This window comes from Kitasatospora sp. NPDC001119, assembly GCF_053598475.1.
Genome location: NZ_JBSFKI010000020.1, coordinates 49,396 through 64,429 on the forward strand (window position 1 = coordinate 49,396; position 15,034 = coordinate 64,429).

17 protein-coding genes are annotated in these 15,034 nt (G+C 74.4%); 9 read left to right on the top strand and 8 right to left on the bottom strand.

Annotation, left to right across the window (positions count from 1 at the left end; genetic code table 11):
- Nucleotides 1–15: 15 nt before the first annotated feature.
- Nucleotides 16–1,947, top strand: a complete 1,932-nt coding sequence (locus ACWDD9_RS24395) for a galactose oxidase-like domain-containing protein (protein WP_449812649.1) — start codon at nucleotides 16–18, stop codon at nucleotides 1,945–1,947.
- A 57-nt stretch (nucleotides 1,948–2,004) separates the two neighbouring features.
- Here the strand turns inward: ACWDD9_RS24395 and ACWDD9_RS24400 are convergent, their stop codons facing one another.
- The 4 genes from ACWDD9_RS24400 to ACWDD9_RS24415 all read right to left on the bottom strand — a co-directional run bounded on the left by ACWDD9_RS24400 (nucleotide 2,005) and on the right by ACWDD9_RS24415 (nucleotide 6,317).
- A complete protein-coding gene (locus tag ACWDD9_RS24400; protein WP_387827468.1) occupies nucleotides 2,005–3,105 on the bottom strand; it encodes a glycoside hydrolase family 6 protein in 1,101 nt (366 codons plus the stop codon).
- 160 nt (nucleotides 3,106–3,265) lie between these two features.
- On the bottom strand, nucleotides 3,266–3,994 hold the full coding sequence (locus ACWDD9_RS24405) for a uracil-DNA glycosylase (protein WP_234348220.1): 729 nt from the start codon (nucleotides 3,992–3,994) through the stop codon (nucleotides 3,266–3,268).
- A 192-nt stretch (nucleotides 3,995–4,186) separates the two neighbouring features.
- Nucleotides 4,187–4,966, bottom strand: a complete 780-nt coding sequence (locus ACWDD9_RS24410) for an HAD-IIA family hydrolase (protein ID WP_049649696.1) — start codon at nucleotides 4,964–4,966, stop codon at nucleotides 4,187–4,189.
- Nucleotides 4,967–5,201: 235 nt separating this feature from the next.
- Nucleotides 5,202–6,317 (bottom strand): oxygenase MpaB family protein, encoded by a 1,116-nt coding sequence (locus ACWDD9_RS24415; protein ID WP_449812650.1) that lies wholly within the window; start codon nucleotides 6,315–6,317, stop codon nucleotides 5,202–5,204.
- Nucleotides 6,318–6,489: 172 nt separating this feature from the next.
- Here ACWDD9_RS24415 and ACWDD9_RS24420 point away from each other — a divergent pair, with 172 nt between their 5' ends.
- Both ACWDD9_RS24420 and ACWDD9_RS24425 read left to right on the top strand, forming a co-directional pair.
- Entirely contained in the window at nucleotides 6,490–7,566 is a 1,077-nt protein-coding gene (locus ACWDD9_RS24420) for a Gfo/Idh/MocA family oxidoreductase (RefSeq protein WP_049649698.1), read from the top strand.
- 54 nt (nucleotides 7,567–7,620) lie between these two features.
- Entirely contained in the window at nucleotides 7,621–8,220 is a 600-nt protein-coding gene (locus ACWDD9_RS24425) for a hypothetical protein (RefSeq protein ID WP_117487924.1), read from the top strand.
- 54 nt (nucleotides 8,221–8,274) lie between these two features.
- Here the strand turns inward: ACWDD9_RS24425 and ACWDD9_RS24430 are convergent, their stop codons facing one another.
- Nucleotides 8,275–8,697, bottom strand: coding sequence for a PIN domain-containing protein (locus tag ACWDD9_RS24430; RefSeq protein ID WP_449812651.1), 423 nt, complete (start codon nucleotides 8,695–8,697; stop codon nucleotides 8,275–8,277).
- The gene (locus ACWDD9_RS24435) at nucleotides 8,690–8,974 is read right to left on the bottom strand and encodes a type II toxin-antitoxin system Phd/YefM family antitoxin (RefSeq protein WP_049649701.1); all 285 of its coding nucleotides are present in this window, start codon (nucleotides 8,972–8,974) and stop codon (nucleotides 8,690–8,692) included. The genes ACWDD9_RS24430 and ACWDD9_RS24435 overlap by 8 nt, the downstream gene beginning before the upstream one ends.
- A 229-nt stretch (nucleotides 8,975–9,203) precedes the next feature.
- On the opposite strand from ACWDD9_RS24435, the gene ACWDD9_RS24440 reads away from it, so the two are divergent.
- On the top strand, nucleotides 9,204–9,497 hold the full coding sequence (locus ACWDD9_RS24440) for a DUF6412 domain-containing protein (protein ID WP_234348221.1): 294 nt from the start codon (nucleotides 9,204–9,206) through the stop codon (nucleotides 9,495–9,497).
- Between the two features lie 123 nt (nucleotides 9,498–9,620).
- Nucleotides 9,621–10,328 carry a YidC/Oxa1 family membrane protein insertase gene (locus ACWDD9_RS24445; protein ID WP_117487926.1) on the top strand — a complete coding sequence of 236 codons (708 nt, stop codon included), beginning with the start codon at nucleotides 9,621–9,623 and terminating at the stop codon, nucleotides 10,326–10,328.
- A 16-nt stretch (nucleotides 10,329–10,344) separates the two neighbouring features.
- On the opposite strand, the gene ACWDD9_RS24450 is transcribed toward ACWDD9_RS24445, so the two are convergent.
- Together ACWDD9_RS24450 and ACWDD9_RS24455 are read right to left on the bottom strand one after the other, a co-directional pair.
- The gene (locus ACWDD9_RS24450) at nucleotides 10,345–11,028 is read right to left on the bottom strand and encodes an HAD family hydrolase (protein ID WP_049649704.1); all 684 of its coding nucleotides are present in this window, start codon (nucleotides 11,026–11,028) and stop codon (nucleotides 10,345–10,347) included.
- 21 nt (nucleotides 11,029–11,049) lie between these two features.
- Entirely contained in the window at nucleotides 11,050–11,625 is a 576-nt protein-coding gene (locus ACWDD9_RS24455) for an NUDIX hydrolase (RefSeq protein WP_449812652.1), read from the bottom strand.
- 311 nt (nucleotides 11,626–11,936) lie between these two features.
- Here ACWDD9_RS24455 and ACWDD9_RS24460 point away from each other — a divergent pair, with 311 nt between their 5' ends.
- From ACWDD9_RS24460 to ACWDD9_RS24475, 4 genes are all read left to right on the top strand, one after another.
- Nucleotides 11,937–12,704, top strand: a complete 768-nt coding sequence (locus tag ACWDD9_RS24460; protein WP_117487932.1) for a CDP-alcohol phosphatidyltransferase family protein — start codon at nucleotides 11,937–11,939, stop codon at nucleotides 12,702–12,704.
- A gap of 149 nt (nucleotides 12,705–12,853) precedes the next feature.
- A complete protein-coding gene (locus ACWDD9_RS24465) occupies nucleotides 12,854–13,408 on the top strand; it encodes a hypothetical protein (RefSeq protein WP_449812653.1) in 555 nt (184 codons plus the stop codon).
- 67 nt (nucleotides 13,409–13,475) lie between these two features.
- The gene (locus ACWDD9_RS24470; protein WP_449812654.1) at nucleotides 13,476–14,213 is read left to right on the top strand and encodes an RNA polymerase sigma factor; all 738 of its coding nucleotides are present in this window, start codon (nucleotides 13,476–13,478) and stop codon (nucleotides 14,211–14,213) included.
- Nucleotides 14,210–14,965 (top strand): hypothetical protein, encoded by a 756-nt coding sequence (locus ACWDD9_RS24475; RefSeq protein ID WP_449812655.1) that lies wholly within the window; start codon nucleotides 14,210–14,212, stop codon nucleotides 14,963–14,965. The genes ACWDD9_RS24470 and ACWDD9_RS24475 overlap by 4 nt, the downstream gene beginning before the upstream one ends.
- Nucleotides 14,966–15,034: the final 69 nt, after the last annotated feature.

The window sequence follows — 15,034 nt, forward strand, 5'->3', positions numbered from 1 at the left end:
AGGGGAGCACCCACCGTGAAGATCCACAAGGCCGGCCGCACCAAGCGCCTCGCCCTCGGCAGCACCGTCGCGCTGACCGTGGCCGGGATGAACGCGCCGGCCGTCCTCGGCTTCGCCTCCCAGCAGTACCACCACTACGTGATCAACCGCCCCGAGTACAAGGCGCAGTACGGCCACTGGCAGACCCTGTCGCTGCCCACCGAGTTCCGGGTCAACGCCGTGCACGCGACCGTGCTGCGCACGGGCAAGGTCCTGATCGTGGCCGGTTCCGGCAACGACGAGAAGCAGTTCAACGCGGGCACCTTCAAGAGCCTGCTCTGGGACCCGGCCCGGAACACCTACAAGCTGGTCCCCACCCCGGCCGACATGTTCTGCGGCGGCCACACCTCGCTGCCGGACGGCCGCGTCCTGGTGGCCGGCGGCACCCAGCGCTACGAGAAGCTGGCCGGCGCCGTGAAGAAGGCCGCCGGCATCATGCGGGTGCGCAACGAGAGCCCGGAGCGCGACCGGACCTTCCCCAAGGGCACCGTCTTCGTCTCCCCGAACGGCCACGAGTACGCCAGCACCGCCGCCGCGACGGTCCCGGCCGCGACCAAGACCGGCTCCGGCAAGCAGACCGTGGTCACCGCCGGTGAGCAGCACGTGTACGTGGAGGCGGTCGGCCCGGGCCAGGACTTCGTCTCCGACTCCCCCGCCCAGTACCGGATCAAGGGCCTGAGCGGCACCGACGCCCACAACCTGTACGGGCAGAGCGAGAAGCTGACCCTGGACAAGCAGGAGTACCAGGGCATCCGCTCCGCCTTCGAGTTCAACCCGGACACCGAGCTGTACGAGCCGGTCACCGACATGGCCCACGCCCGCTGGTACCCGACGCTGACCGGGCTGGGCGACGGCCGGGTGGTCACCGTCTCCGGGCTGGACGACACCGGGGAGATCCTCAGCGGCAACGACAACGAGATCTACGACCCGAGGACCAAGTCCTGGTCCAAGGGCCCCGACCACTACTTCCCGACCTACCCGGCGGTCTTCCTGACCGCCTCCGGCAAGCTCTTCTACTCCGGCTCCAACGGCGGCTACGGCCCCGGCGACAAGGGCCGCGAGCCGGGCGTGTGGGACCTGTCGAGCGGGGCCTTCCAGCCCGTCCCCGGCCTGCGCGACCCCGGCCTCGCCGAGACCTCCTCCTCGGTGCTGCTGCCGCCCGCGCAGGCGCAGAAGGTGATGGTGCTCGGCGGCGGCGGTGTCGGGGAGTCGCCGCTGTCCACGGCCCGCACCGACATCGCGGACCTCTCCTCCGCCGCTCCCGCCTTCACCCCGGGCCCGGACCTGCCGGCCGGCGGCACCCGCTACCTCAACAGCGTGATCCTGCCGGACGACACCGTCTTCACCACCGGCGGCTCCAGCGGCTACCGCGGCCGCGGCGACAGCGACCTGCTCAAGGCGCAGGTGTACCACCCGGACACCAACGGCTTCACCACCGCCGCCGAGCCGACCGTCGGCCGCAACTACCACTCCGAGGCGCTGCTGCTGCCGGACGGACGGGTGGCCGTGCTGGGCTCCAACCCGCTCTTCGCGGACAAGGCCGAGACCCAGCCGGGCGGCTTCGAGCAGCGCATCGAGATCTACACCCCGCCGTACCTGTACCACGGCGACCGTCCGGAGGTCGGCGCCGTTCCGCAGGCGGCCCGGCTCGGCGGCACCCTCGCCGTCGGGACGGCGCGCCCGGAGGCGGTGGCCACCGCCAAGCTGATCCGGCCGAGTTCGGTCACCCACGTGACGGACGTCGAGCAGCGCTCGGTGGCCCTGGACGTCGCCGGACGGACGGCGGACGGCGTCTCGCTCACCCTGCCCGGCAATCCCAACCTGCTGCCGCCGGGCTGGTACATGCTGTTCCTGACGGACGCCGCCGGCACCCCGTCGGTCGCCCGCTGGATCCAGATCACCGCGTAGACCGCGCGCCGTGTGAACCGCACGACGCGCAGGGCCCGAGGTCAGGCGCAGGCGGCCTCAGCGCGCCGCCTGCGCCAGCCCGAGCGCGTACGGCAGCCAGAACTCGCCCGCCCGGGGCTCGCCCCGGCCGCAGTCGCCGTCCGACTCCCCCGGGTTCTTGATCCACAGGTAGGCGTCCACCCCGGGCCGGCCGGTCTCGGTGGTCGGCCGCTCGCCGAGCGCGCGCCCGGGCGGGTTGCACCAGGCGGCGCCGCCCAGCGCCCCGTTGCCGCTGCGGCTGGTGTCGATGACGTAGTTCTTCCCGCCGAGGGCCGCGGAGAGCCTGGCGCCGTAGGCCGCGTTCCGTTCGGTGTCGTAGAAGTTGGCGACGTTCACGGCGAAGCCGTCGGCCGCCGCGATGCCCGACTTGCGCAGGGCGGTGGCCATCTCCTCCGGGTCCTGTGCCCAGCCGGGGTTGCCCGCGTCCAGGTAGACCCGCGCGTTGGGGTTCTTCTTCAACTCCTGGACGGCGAAGGCCAGCAGGCCGTACCGCTCGGCGGCCAGGTCGCCCTTGATCCCGCAGGTGTCCAGGGTGTGCGCGACGGCGTCCGGTTCCAGCACCACCCAGGCCCTGCGGTCGCCGAGGGCCTGGGCGACGCCGGTGATCCAGGCCCGGTAGGCGGCCGCGTCGGGGGCGCCGCCGGCCGAGTACTGGCCGCAGTCGCGGTGCGGGATGTCGTACGCGACGAAGACCGCCGTGCGGCCGGCCTCGGCGGCCCGTCGGCTCACCTGCTCGGCGATCGTCTGGGCGCCCTGCTCGCCGAGCCACTGCGAGGAGGGCTGGCCGGCGATCCGCAGCAGCGCGTCGGCCTCCGCCGTCCGGCCCTGGCCGCGCAGCGCGGTCACCTGCTGGGCGGCGTTGGTGCGGTCGGAGACGTAGAAGGCCTGCCCGGGCAGTTGGGCGAAGCCCGCACCGGCACCCGCCCCCGCGCCCGCCCCGGCGGCGGAGGACACGGACCCGGCTCCCGGCTTCCCGCCGTCCGAACCGGTGCAGCCGGACCCGGCCGCCAGCACCACCCCGGCCAGCAGCGCCCCGACGGCGCCCCGCAACGTCCCTGTCCGCCCCAGCCCGTGCACGTACCGCCCCTCCCCGGCCCCGGTCCGGCGACCGGTCGGCACCAGCTAAGCACACCCGGCACCGGCCGACGGCCACCGGTGGTGAACGCCAAGTGGCCGTGGGCGGACGGGACATCGAACCCGTCCGAACCACGGCCACCACCGGCTGCCGGCGCCCGCCGACCGGTACCCCGGAGCGCCCGCGGGCGCTCCGGGCGGAGGCTCAGGCCTCCTTCAGGTTCGGCACCTGCCAGTCGATCGCCTCGGCGCCGAAGGAGTCCAGCGCGGCGTTGATCTGCGAGAACGGACGGCTGCCGAAGAACAGCTTCGCCGACAGCGGCGACGGGTGCGCACCCTGCACCACCACGTGCTTGGCGGTGTCGATCAGCGGCAGCTTCTTCTTCGCGTAGTTGCCCCACAGCACGAAGACCACCGGCTCGTCGCGGTCGCTCACCGCCTTGATCACCGCGTCGGTGAACTTCTCCCAGCCCTTCGCCTTGTGCGAGTTGGCCTCGTGCGCGCGGACCGTGAGCACCGCGTTGAGCAGCAGCACGCCCTGCTCGGCCCAGTGCATCAGGTAGCCGTTGTCCGGGGCGGGGACGCCCAGGTCGGCGTCCAGCTCCTTGAAGATGTTGCGCAGCGACGGCGGCGTCTTGGTGCCCGGCAGCACCGAGAAGCTCATGCCGTGGGCCTGGCCGTTGTCGTGGTACGGGTCCTGGCCGAGCACGAGCACCCGGACCTTGTCGTACGGGGTGGCCTCCAGTGCGGCGAACTCCTGGCCGCTCGGCGGGAACACCTCGTGCTCCGCGCGCTGGGCCGCCACGAAGGCCGCCAGCTCGGCGAAGTACGGCTTCTCCGTCTCGGCGCCCAGCACCCCGCGCCAGGACTCGGGCAGTTCCAGCCCGCCGCCCTCGCCGGCCTCGACCACGCCCGCCTCGACCGTGTCCGTCACGACATCTACCTCCCACACCGCGGCTGTTGCGCCGCACGCCCTCTTTCACCCCGAACGCTACACAGCCCCACCGACAACGGCCGCCTCCCCGCGGGCACCAGGCGGCCCCGCACCCCGGGCACGGAGCGGCCCCGCCCCGGCGACCTGCCGGAACGGGGCCCACGACGAGAACGCGGGGGGAGAACGCGGACGTCAGACCAGCTCGACCAGGTCCGCGATCGACTGGACCACGCGGGTCGGCCGGTACGGGAAGCGCTCCACGTCGGAGGCGGAGGTCAGGCCGGTGAGCACCAGGATGGTCTCCATGCCGGCCTCCATGCCCGCGACGATGTCGGTGTCCATCCGGTCGCCGATCATCACCGCCGTCTCGGAGTGGGCGCCGGCGGTGTTCAGCGCCTCGCGCATCATCAGCGGGTTGGGCTTGCCGACGAAGTACGGCTCGACCCCGGTCGCCTTGGTGATCAAGGCCGCGACCGAGCCGGTGGCCGGCAGCACGCCCTCGGTGGAGGGGCCGGTCTCGTCCGGGTTGGTGCAGATGAACCGGGCGCCCTGGTTGATCAGGCGGATCGCCTTGGTGAGCGCCTCGAAGGAGTAGGTGCGGGTCTCGCCGAGCACCACGTAGTCGGGGTTGTTGTCGGTCAGCACGTAACCGGCCTGGTACAGCGCGGTGGTGAGGCCGGCCTCGCCGATCACGTACGCGGTGCCCCCGGGGCGCTGGCCCGCGAGGAACTTGGCCGTCGCCAGGGCGGAGGTCCAGATGCACTCCTCCGGCACCTCCAGGCCCATGCCGGCCAGCCGGGCGCTGAGGTCGCGCGGGGTGTAGATGGAGTTGTTGGTGAGGACCAGGAAGGGCTTGCCGGACTCCCGCAGCTTGCGCAGGAACTCCTCCGCCCCGGGGATCGGCGTGCCCTCGTGGATGAGGACCCCGTCCATGTCGGTCAGCCAGGACTCGATGGGCTTGCGCTCTGCCACGTAGGTGTCTCCTCGGTCTTGCACAGGTCTGAACGTTCTCGCACATGCCCAGACCGGACACCCTCGGCCGGTCGGGCGCCACAGGCTGCCCCAACTCCGACCAGCGTAGTCGCCCGCACCGCCACCGCGCGGCCCCCGTCCGGCCGGTGGCCGCACGCCCCGGGGCCGGTAGCCGCACGGGCCGAGCCCGGTGACCGTACGGGCCGGGCCCGGTGACCGTACGGTGGCGCCCCGGTCAGGACGACGAGTCGGTCAGGCCGGTCGGGACCTGCCACTCCCGGCGGCGGCCCTTGTTGGTGAGCAGCAGCCCCTCCTTGAAGACCAGCAGCCCCAGTTGGCTCGCCAGTTCGGCGAGCGGCGGCAGGGTGTCGCCCGTCCTGCCGTACCCGAAGTTCGGCAGGGCGGCGGCGCTCAGCCCGAGCTTGGTGAGGCTGTCCGCCGGGGGCACCGCGATGACGTCGGCGGACCTGTCGCCGATCAGGCGCCGGATCAGGGTGGGGCCCGCTCCCGACGGGACCGGCAGCACCTCCCGGATGAAGTCCAGGACGCCCTTCGTCAGCACCCGTCCGGCTTCCGAGGGCCGCTGCTGGTGGCGGATGATGGCGTCCTTCAGGGCCGCGCCGTCGCCGAACTTGGCCGGGTTGAGCTGCTCGTCGACGCCCAGGACGTGGCCGACCACCCGCCAGATGTGGAAGTAGGCTTCCCGGTCCTCGGGCAGCAGGTCGACGCCCAGTTCGGCGAGGCCGAGCGGGATCAGCACCGAGAAGCTCATCAGCGTGCCGGCCAGGTCCTCCTGGTTGACCGGCACCCCCAGGGCGGCGGCGTCCCAGTCGCCCAGCTGGGAGACGTGGTAGCGCATGGTGGCGTGCAGCAGGCGGACCTTCTGGGCCGACCGGAGTCCGCGGCCGCCCGGCCCCAGGCCGTCGTTGTCGAGGACGTCGACGACGAACTGCGAGGTCTCCATCAGGCGCCGGTACACCCCGGAGGTCAGGCGCTGGGAGCGGACGAGCACCTCGGCGCCGTTGCCGCAGGTGTAGCAGAGCGGGAGCGAGCCGCAGAGCAGGATCGAGGCGATCAGCGGCTGGTAGCGGCCGAGCAGCTCGTGGCCGCGCGCCATCTGCGCCCGGTCCGCCCAGGACGGCAGGACGGCGGACTCCTCGAAGTACGCCTGGAGCCTGGGCGGCAGCCCGGCCGGGACGGCGTCGCTGTTGCGGCCGAAGCCGAGCAGGGTCTGCCGTACCTGGTCCTGCTGTCCGAGCTCGTACGTCTCGGCGATGGCGGCGTCCCCGAGCGGGTCGCCGACGGTGCGCATCCGGTCGAGCAGGTCGTCGGTCCAGCCGTTGGCGGCCATGTGATCCTCCGTCGCAGTCCGTGGGGTGATACGTGCACGTATCGCCGCGTACACGTATCACCGCGCTCCGGGCCGCGGCGGCAGCCTCACCCGTACGAGGGCGCGGCGGCGGGCCCGCCGTCCCGTCCGCCGAAACCGGGAGCAACCGGGCGCCTCGTGATTGAGTGGGCGCATGAACCCGCAGACGACTCCCGGTCCGTTCCGCGTCGGCCTGATCGGCTACGGCCTGGCCGGCTCCGCGTTCCACGCGCCGCTGATCGCCACCACGCCGGGGCTGCGGCTGGACGCCGTGGTCACCGCCAACCCCGACCGGCGCGCCCAGCTGGCGCGCGAGCACCCCGGTGCCCGCGCCGTGGACACGCCCGAGCAGCTGCTCGCCGACCCGGACGCGCTGGACCTGGTCGTCATCGCCTCGCCCAACCGCACCCACGCCCCGCTCGCCCGCGCCGCCCTGCGGGCCGGCCTGGCCACCGTGGTGGACAAGCCGCTGGCCGGCACCGCCGCCCAGGCGCTGGAGCTGTGCCGGCTCGCCGAGGAGCAGGGCGTGCTGCTCTCGGTCTTCCACAACCGGCGCTGGGACGGCGACTTCCTCACCGCGAGCCGGCTGGTGCGCGGCGGCGCGCTCGGCCGGGTGCACCGCTTCGAGTCCCGCTTCGAGCGCTTCCGCCCCAAGCCCAAGCCGGGCTGGCGGGAGCTGGCCGACCCGGCCGAGGTCGGCGGCACCCTGTACGACCTGGGCAGCCACCTCGTCGACCAGGCGCTCACCCTGTTCGGGCCGGTCGAGACGGTGTACGCGGAGATCGACGTGCGGCGCGACGGCGCGGTGGTGGACGACGACGCCTTCCTCGCCCTCACCCACACCAGCGGCACCCGCTCGCACCTGTGGACCAGCGCCATCACCCCGCTGATCGGCCCCCGGCTGCGGGTGCTCGGCGACACCGCCGGCTACGTCAAGTCCGGCATGGACCCGCAGGAGGCCGACCTGCGGGCGGGCCTGCGCCCGGACGGCACCCGCCCCTGGGGCGCCGACCAGCCCGCGCACTACGGCACCCTCGGCACCGACGAGTCGGCGATCCGGCTGCCGACCGACCCGGGCGACTACCCCGCCTTCTACGCGGGCATCGCCGCCGCCCTGGCCACCCCGGGCACCCCGCCCCCGGTCGACCCGCGCGACGCGGTGGCCGCCCTGGCCGTCCTGGAGGCCGCCCGCACCTCCGCCGCCACCGGGACGGCGGTCCGCCCGGGCTGACGGCCGTGCGGCCCGCTTTACCCTCCCTTGACCTAGCCTCCTACGATGGCCGCCATGAGCAACCGGGGGGAACGGCGGGTCACCGCCGACGAGCGGCGTGAGCGCGAACAGGCGTGGTCCACCGAGCAGAAGAAGCGCGAGAAGGCCTGGTCGGAGGAGTTCGAGCAGCGCCGGAAGGCCCGGGAGGCCGAGGACCGCGAGCTCCAGGAGAGCCTGTCGACCACGAGGGAGCGGACGGCCTGGGCCCGCGGCGAGCGGGACGGGTCGATCGGCTACGTCGACGTGACCGGGCCCGACCGCCGCCCCGTACGGATCGCGGTGGTGTGGCTCGGCCGCCTCGGGGCCACGCACAGGCCCCTGCACGCCTACGACCCCATGCGGCACGTCGGCGGCGAAGCCGGCGGCGAGGGGGTCCTCCTGCTCGTCCCCATCGCCGCCGTCCTGGGGCTGAACTTCGGACTCCGCTGGCTGGTCCTCGCCCTGCTCCGCCGACCGCGCTGGGCCGTCGCCGCCAAGGCGGGCGGCGACCGGGGCAAGCGCGGGGGCAACACCGTCCTGCTGCGCACCCGGAACCGGGCGGAGGCCCTGAAGGCCGCGGCCGCCCTGGCCGACCGGGTCGAGCGGGACGGGGCCGCCGCCCTCGGGGCCTCCTGACCGCCGCTCCCGCCCGGCCCTCGGGACCCCCCGACCATCGCCCCCGCCCGGACCTCACACCCCGATGACCTCCACCGCGGAGCCCAGCCCCCGGAAGTCCGCCACGTTGCGGGTGTACAGCGGCAGCCCGCGGGCCGAGGCGACCGCGGCGATCATCAGGTCGATCCGGCGCGGGCGCGGCTGCCGTCCGGCGGCGATGGTGAGGGTGACCAGCGTCCCGTAGCGGGCGGCGGCGGCCGCGTCGAAGGGCAGCGGGTCGAAGTCCGCCATCGCCGCGCCCAGCACCTCCAGCCGGGCGGCCCGGCTGGCCGGGTCGCGGGCCATCGACACGCCCTGCTGCAGTTCGGCGAAGGTGATCGCGGTCAGCTCGGGCACGGCCGGCAGGTCGGAGGGGCTGAGCAGCGCCAGGTCGATGTAGACGCAGGTGTCCAGCACCCCGGCCGGCCGCCGCCGGGGTGCTCTGCGGCGCTCAGCCACGCCGCCGCTCGAACGGGTCGTCGCCGTCGTCGCCCACCAGCTCCTCGGGGCCGAAGTCCTCCTCGGCCTCCTTGCGCATCTGCTGGTAGTCCACGCGCGGCAGCTTCACGTGCCGGGCCACCAGCTCCTCCGCCGTGAGCCGCCGACGCCCGGGCACCGGCCGCAGCTCCGCGACCTCGACCCCGTTCCTGGTGATGTGGAACGTCTCCCCCGCCTCCACCGCGTCCATCACGGCGGCGGAGTTGTTCCGGAACTCCCGCTGGGTAATCGTCTTCACCTCTCCACGGTAGCCCCGTGTAGCCCCGTCGGCTACACCCCGGACGGCCGCTTTTCGCCGCTCCGAGGAGGGGGCCTTCGGGTACGAACGGAATCGGGCGGGACCAGGTGGGGGCGCCAGGGGGACACCGTGGGGGACGTCCCCGACACAGGCGGGAACCCGGGGGCTCGTAGGATCGTCCTGCTGGTACGTCAGGAAGCCGATGGGACACCGGGAGGGGGAGCGCGTCGTGGCCGTTGTGGCGATGCTGCTGGGCCTGCTCCGGGTGCTGACCGGGGAGCTGGTGGCCGACAGCGGGACGCTGGCGTCGGTGGCCGCCGTCGCGGCCGTGGCACTGGTGGCCGGGGCGGTCGCCGGGGCGCTGGCCGGGGCGCGGCTCCTGGGGGCGCGGGCGCCGGCGGCGGTGCGCAGCGGGGTGCTGCGGCGCCGGGCGTTCGGTACGGCGTTCCTTCCGCAGCGTGATCCGGACGCCCGGGGCAGGCGACGCCCCAGGGCGCCGGGAGCGGCCCCGGCGGCCGCGTAGTTCCGTCCGACGTCCTTCCAGGCGTTCTTCCGATCGTTCCTGCCGGACGTTCTTCCAGGCGTTCCCCGTGGCCGTCCTCCGCCGATCACTCATGTCCTGAGACCCCGGAGGGCTCGCTCCACCATGTCCGTACTCGCTGTTCTCGACCCTGCCGTCGCCGTGGCGCACGCCGTCGTCGCCGCCGTCGCCCACCTGGTGCCGACCGCCTTGGCCATCGTCCTGTTCACCGTCGCCGTCCGCTTGGCGCTGCACCCGCTGGCGCGGGCGGCGGCGCGCGGGGAGCGGGCCAGGGCGCGGCTGGCGCCGAAGGTCGCCGCGTTGCAGAGGAAGCACAGGGACCGCCCGGAGCGGCTGCGGGAGGCGCTGGCCGAGATGTACCGGAAGGAGCAGGTGTCGCCGTTCGCGGGGTGCCTGCCGGTGCTGGTGCAGATCCCGTTCTTCTCGGTGATGTACCGCCTGTTCACCACCCCGAACGACCTGCTGGACCACACCCTGTTCGGGGTACCGCTGGGTCTGCACGTCACGGGCGCGCAGGGTGCCGGGCAGTGGGCGGTGTTCGGGGTGCTGTTCGCCGGGCTGGCGGCGGTCGGGGTCGTCAACTTCCGCCGGGCCCGGCGCACGGCCGCAGCAGCAGCGGCGACGGCGCAGCCCGCCCCGCAGCCGGGGGCGGGACTGCTGCCGTACCTGTCGTTCGGGTCGGTGCTGTTCGCGGCGCTGGTCCCGGTGGCCGCCGTGCTCTACCTGCTGACGACCGGCGTCTGGTCGGCCGCCGAGCGGGCCTGGCTGTACCGGGACGGGACGCCGGTGCCGGCGGCCGCGATGATGGGCTGACGGCCCGGAGGGGCCGTCAGAAGTGGCGCAGCAGCTCGGGGAAGGCCCCGAGCCGCAGCGTCGCCTCGTCCGGGCCGAGTTCCGCGTGCTCCAGCACCCAGGTGTGCTCGTGCGGGATGAAGACGGTGCGCAGGCCGGCCCGGCGGGCGGGGGCGATGTCGGACTTGGGCGAGTTGCCGATCATCCAGGTCCGGCCCGGGTCGAGGCCGAGGTCGGCGGTGAGCTGCCGGTAGGTGTCGACCGACTTCTCGGCGACGATGTGGACGCCGCGGAAGTGGTGGTCGATGGTGGACGCCGTCACCTTGCGCTGTTGTTCGCCCTGGTCGCCCTTGGTGAGCAGGAGCAGCTGGTGGCGGTCGGCGAGGGCGGCCAGGGTGTCGGCGACGCCGGCGATCAGTTCGACGTCGCGGCTGGTCAGCGGGGTGAGCAGGTCGTCGATCCGGGCCTGCTCGGCGGCCGTGGGGGTGCGGTCGTTGAGCCGCTGGAGGCAGTCGGCGAGGCTCTGCCGGAAGACGGTGGCGCCGTAGCCGAGGGTGGCGGAGTTGACGGCCTCGATCTCGTTCAGCAGGGCCCGGGTGCGCTGCTGCTCCTGCGGGGCGGCGACCCAGTCCAGGAAGCCGTCGATGACCCGCTCGAAGAGGACGTTGTTCTCCCAGAGCGTGTCGTCGGCGTCGAAGATCAGGGTCTGGTCGGTGTGCATCCGGTCGCTCTCCAAGGGGGGTCAGGCGGACGGCAGCAGGCGGGCCGCGCGGTCGAGGGTCTCACGGAGGTTGTCCTCGGTGGTCCGCCGCTTGGCCTCCTCGACGGTGAGCCACTCCAGCGGGGACGCCGGGTTCTCCGGCCGGGCCTGCTCCGGGGTGGCGGTGGCCAGCAGGAAGCGCAGGTCGGCGTGCTCGTGGGCGGGTTCGGCGGGCGAGGCGGGGACGGGCACCACGGCGAGGTGGACGAGGGCGGGGCCGGGCCAGGGGGCGAGGTCCGTCAGGCCGGTCTCCTCCAGACCCTCGCGCAGGGCGATGTCCAGCGGGAGGGTCTCGCCCGGGTCGCCGTGGCCGCCGACGTGCAGCCAGGCCTGCTGGCGGACGTGCCAGCGCAGCAGGACGCGGCGGGTGGGCGGGTGGACGATCAGCGCGGAGGCGGTGAAGTGCAGCGGGAAGGTGCCCCTGTTCCAGGCTTCGGCGACGCCGAGGAGGCGGCGGGCGCGCTCGTGGTCGGCGGTCTCCACCGGGCCCCGCGGACGGTGGTCGGCCAGCAGTCGGGCCGGGTCGGGGCTCTGGGACGGGCCGCCCGTGGTCACCATGGGTCTGCGCTCCTCGTTCCGCGCCGGGACCGCGGACCGCGTCAACCGGCGTGCGGGGGCGGGCAGTCGGGCCCGGGGCTTCGGGTTCCGGCGAACCCGCGCAGCCTAGCCCGGGGGTACTCGGGCGGCCCACCGGTTTTCACCGCGGGCGCTCCGGCGGACGTCCGCGACGCTCGCGCGCGACGTGAGCACCGGACGTTCCGACGACGGACACCTCCCGTACCTCCGGCGGCATGCCGCCTGGTCCGGGCGTTCCCCCGGAGGCCGTAGCCTGTGGTGATCGTTTTCGGGACAGGTGGAGGGATGTCGTCATGGTGGCTGCTCCGGCGCTCGCCGAGCTGCGCGAGGTGTGCCAGCCGCAGGCCAAGCTTCAGAGCCGCAACGGCGAGCACTGGGCGGGCCGGATGTACATGCGGCGGATCTCGCTGCGGACCACCCGGCAGCTGGTGCGCACCTCGGTGTCGCCGAACACCCTCACCTGGGTGATGGTGGTGTGCGGGGTCGGCGGCGGCGCGGCCCTGCTGATCCCGGGCCCGGCCGGTGCGGTGCTGGCCGTCGTGCTGTTCCAGCTGTTCCTGCTGTTCGACTGCGTGGACGGCGAAGTGGCGCGCTGGAAGCGCCAGTTCAGCATGGCCGGGGTGTACGTGGACCGGCTCGGCGCCTATCTGGCGGACGCCGCGCTGATGATCGGCGCGGGTGTCCGGGCGGCGCGTGGCGGGTCGGAGCTGTGGGTGTCGGCGGGTCTGGCGGCCGCGCTGGGCGTGGTGCTGCTCAAGGCCTCGACGGACCTGGTGGACGTGGCCCGCGCCCGCAGCGGGCAGCTGCCGGCGACCGAGGAGTCGACGCAGCCGCGTTCCCAGGGCATCGCGACGGCCCGCAAGGTCGCCTCGCTGTTCAAGATCCACCGGGTGACGAACGGCATCGAGGCCTCGCTGGTGCTGCTGGCGGCGGCCGCGGTGGACGCCGGGCTCGGGAACCTGGACGCCACCCGGTGGACGCTCGCGGGCATCACGGTGATCACCTGGGGCATGGTGGTCGCGCACCTGGCGTCGATCCTCTCCTCCTCGCGGCTGCGCTGATCCGGGCGGCGTCCCGGCCGCCGGGTGACGGGGCGAGGCGCCCTGCTCCCGGGGACCGAGGCGCCCCTCCCCCGCCCGGGGGAGCCCCCGGCGGCGGGCCCGCCGCCGGGGGGACGCGGCGGGCCGGGGCCGCGCGGAAGGGTGGGGGCATGACGACGCCCCGGCCCGCTGCCGCCGCCACCGCCGTTCCCGCCGCGCCCCGTTGGGCCGTGCGCGCCGCCCACCTCGCCGCCGTCACCGCGCTGCCGGCCGGGCTGTGGCGGCTCGGGCTGGTGGCGGGCTGGCACGGCGGGTACACGGAGGCGGGCTACCGGGCGATGGGCCTCACCGGGTGGGGCGCGGTGTGGCCGGTCTTCCTGAGCCTGTTCACCGAGGCGCTGGCGCTGCTCACGATCGGGCTGGTCCGCCCGTGGGGCACGGTGCCGCCGCGCTGGGTGCCGTTCTTCGGCGGCCGCCCGGTCCGCCCGCGTGCGGTGGTGCTCGCGGCCTCGCTCGGCGCCGTCGGCCTGGCCCTGCTGTGGACGCCGTTCGTCGGCTGGTGGGCCCTGCCGGGTACGGGCATGACCCCGCTCGGCCACACCCTGGTCGGCTTCCTCTACCTGCCGACCGTCGCCTGGGCGCCGCTGCTGGCGGCCGTCACCGTGTCGTACCACCGCCGCCACCGGGCGCCGTCGGCGGCGATGACGCTCCCGCAGACGGCCTGAAGCAGAGCCGGGCAGGCATGTGACGCGGATCACGGCAGCGCCCGGGGCCCGCCGGACAGGACCGGGTGTGGAGCAATCGATACGGGCGCGGATCCGCGCCGGGGACGCCGAGGCGTTCGGGCAGGTCTTCGAGGATCACGCCCGGGCGGTGTACCGGCACGCCGTACGGATGACCGGGGACCGGACCGTCGCCGAGGACGTGGTCTCGCTGACCTTCCTGGAGGCCTGGCGGCTGCGCGCCCGGATCGCCCCCGAGCGGGAGGACGGCGCGGAGAGCCTGGCGCCGTGGCTGCTGGGCATCGCCGGGAACGTCATCCGCAACACCCGCCGGGCGGCCCGCCGGCACCAGAAGGCGATGGCCAAGCTGCCGCCGCGCGAGGTGGTGCCGGACTTCTCCGGCGAGCTGGCGGGCCGGATCGCCGACGCCGAGGAACTGGCCGCCGCGAAGGCCGCGTTGGAGCGGCTGCGGCCGGCCGAGCGGGAGGTCTTCGCGCTGTACGTGTGGGAGGGGCTGGACCACGCGGCCGTCGCCGAGGCGCTCGGCCGCCCGGTGGGTACGGTCCGCTCCCGGCTCTCGCGCGCCCGCGCCCGGCTGCGGGAGCTGACCGAGCGGGAGCTGGCCGCGGCGCGTTCGGCGCGGGCGGAGCGGCGGGGCGCGCCGCCGCCGGAGCAGCCGGGCACGCCGCGGCCGGGGCAGCGGGCGGGCCACCGGGCGGCGGAGACCGCGCAACGCCCGGGCAGCACCGGACAGGTACCAGGTGACCGCACCCCCGCGGTCCGGCCGACCAAGGAGACGATCCGATGAGCGCCACCCCCCGGCACCGGTCCGAACAGGCCGATCGGGAGGAGCTGGCCCGGCTGCTGCCGGCCCCGGCCGCTCCGGTCCTCCCCCGGAGCCGCCACCTCCTGCTCAAGGAGCACCTGTTGGACAGCATCACCGACCCGGACGGCACCCCCGACACCCCCCGGCGCACCGCCCCCCGACGCACCGCCCGTCGGCGCGGCCTGCTCCTGGGCGCCGCCCTCCCGCTGGGGCTGGCCGCCGCGCTGACCGGGGTCCTGCTCACCACCGGCACCGACGGCTCCGCCCCCGGCGGCGACGACAGCGGACGGTCGCTGGGCAGCAGCAGCGGTGTCGCGTACACCCTGGAGAGCGAGGAGGAGGTGGTCCGGCTGACCATACTCGAGGACTACAAGCCGGTGGACGTGGACCAGTTGCAGCGCGACATCGACCGGTTCGGGATCCGCGCCCGGGTCTACCCCGGCGAGCCGGGCTGCAAGGCGCGCGAGCCGAAGCAGCCCTCCCACGTGGACCTCACCGCCGGGTGGGACATCGAGCACGGGCCCGGGGAGCCGCTCGTGCTGACCGTCCACCCCCGTCGGCTCCCGGCGGGCACGGAGATCTTCATCTACCTGCCGCTGGCCAGGACTTCGCCGGCCAACAGCTCCCGCGAGATGCAGGCCGGACTGATGAAGTCCCCGGGCCCTTCCTGCATGCCGGCCAAGGAGTACGTCAACCCGCTGGCGAGCCTGTACCCGACCCCTCCGGCGAAATGACCCGGCCCGGCCCGTAGGCGCCCGCCCCCTTCCGTGGAACCAGTCGGACTACATATGCAGTCCAACGAC

What these genes read in the sequence shown, in the direction of transcription:
- ACWDD9_RS24425 (WP_117487924.1), top strand. Translation starts at nt 7,621, where the DNA reads ATGAGCAACCGGGGGGAACGGCGGGTCACCGCCGACGAGCGGCGTGAG.
- ACWDD9_RS24415 (WP_449812650.1), bottom strand. Translation starts at nt 6,317, where the DNA reads ATGGCCGCCAACGGCTGGACCGACGACCTGCTCGACCGGATGCGCACC.
- ACWDD9_RS24450 (WP_049649704.1), bottom strand. Translation starts at nt 11,028, where the DNA reads ATGCACACCGACCAGACCCTGATCTTCGACGCCGACGACACGCTCTGG.
- ACWDD9_RS24420 (WP_049649698.1), top strand. Translation starts at nt 6,490, where the DNA reads ATGAACCCGCAGACGACTCCCGGTCCGTTCCGCGTCGGCCTGATCGGC.
- ACWDD9_RS24445 (WP_117487926.1), top strand. Translation starts at nt 9,621, where the DNA reads ATGTCCGTACTCGCTGTTCTCGACCCTGCCGTCGCCGTGGCGCACGCC.
- ACWDD9_RS24465 (WP_449812653.1), top strand. Translation starts at nt 12,854, where the DNA reads ATGACGACGCCCCGGCCCGCTGCCGCCGCCACCGCCGTTCCCGCCGCG.
- ACWDD9_RS24460 (WP_117487932.1), top strand. Translation starts at nt 11,937, where the DNA reads ATGGTGGCTGCTCCGGCGCTCGCCGAGCTGCGCGAGGTGTGCCAGCCG.
- ACWDD9_RS24475 (WP_449812655.1), top strand. Translation starts at nt 14,210, where the DNA reads ATGAGCGCCACCCCCCGGCACCGGTCCGAACAGGCCGATCGGGAGGAG.
- ACWDD9_RS24455 (WP_449812652.1), bottom strand. Translation starts at nt 11,625, where the DNA reads ATGGTGACCACGGGCGGCCCGTCCCAGAGCCCCGACCCGGCCCGACTG.